Source organism: Mycobacterium helveticum, assembly GCF_007714205.1.
Lineage (GTDB): Bacteria > Actinomycetota > Actinomycetes > Mycobacteriales > Mycobacteriaceae > Mycobacterium > Mycobacterium helveticum.
In genome coordinates, this window is record NZ_VMQU01000301.1 from 1 (window position 1) to 1,052 (window position 1,052).

The window sequence follows — 1,052 nt, forward strand, 5'->3', positions numbered from 1 at the left end:
GCGTTGATCTGGTCGACCAGTTCGAAGATGGCCTCGTTCAACTCGGCCAGGCCCACGAACCGCCGATCACGCAGCACCGCGGCGACCTGGTTGGCGACGAACCGCACGCTGCCCTCCACGACCGGCTTGTCACGCGGCCGCTTGACCCTGGCCGGGACGATCGCGGTGCCGTAATGCTCGGCCAGTCCGGCATAAGCCGGGTTCAGCGCCGGCTCGTAGCGGTCGGCCCGAGACACCCCCGTGCGAAGGTTGTCCGGCACGAGCAGCCGGGCCGTGCCGCCAAAGGCCTCGAACGCGTGCACATGGGCATCAATCCACGAAACCAGCGTCATATCGGTGAACGCCTCCACATACGTGAAGGCCGAAAACGACAGCGCGGCCACGAACAACCACGCATCGGTCGGGGCGCCGCTGAGCGGATCGACGAAGCTCATCGCATCACCGGCCCAGTCGACCTCGATGGACTCACCCGGGGTGCGCTGAATACGCATCGACGCCCCCGTCGCGGCCACCCAGCGGCGGTACTGTTCGTTGAAGAACGAGTACCGATACGGAACCCCGCCGCAGGCCCGGCAGGCCGCAACGTACTCGTTCCACAGCAGCAGCAGCGTCACCGACGGACGTCCGAGTTCGCGGTGCACATGCTCGAAATCCGGCGTCACACGGTCGGAGTCCGGCCTGGCCGGTTCGGGCAGCAGCAGGTGGCGGACCTCATCGGCGGCGAGGTCGGCCACCTCCCCGAAGCCCACGCCGGCCGCGGTTGCGGCGGCGAATACGGCCGCCACCGTGTTCCGGGAGCAGCCCAGCACATCCGCGATACCGCGCTGGCTCACCCCTTCGGCGCGTAGCCGCAGGATCTGTTTGTAGTCGACCATCGAAGGCGACCCCTTTCGTCACGTCCGCATCCCAACGACACGGACCGACGAACGGTCGCACCCACAACACCAGAAGCAGCGCCGCGGCTCACCCGACAGCGTCGCAGTGGCTCACCCCACAGCGGAACAGTGGCTCACCCAACCCCGGAACGGCGGCTCTCGCCAGCCGTAATATCC

General features: G+C 67.6%; 1 protein-coding gene. It reads right to left on the minus strand.

Annotation, left to right across the window (positions count from 1 at the left end):
* Nucleotides 1–875, minus strand: an 875-nt coding sequence (gene istA / locus FPZ47_RS27615; protein ID WP_145039810.1) for an IS21 family transposase, incomplete at its 3' end; no start/stop codon positions are given.
* Nucleotides 876–1,052 lie beyond the last annotated feature (177 nt).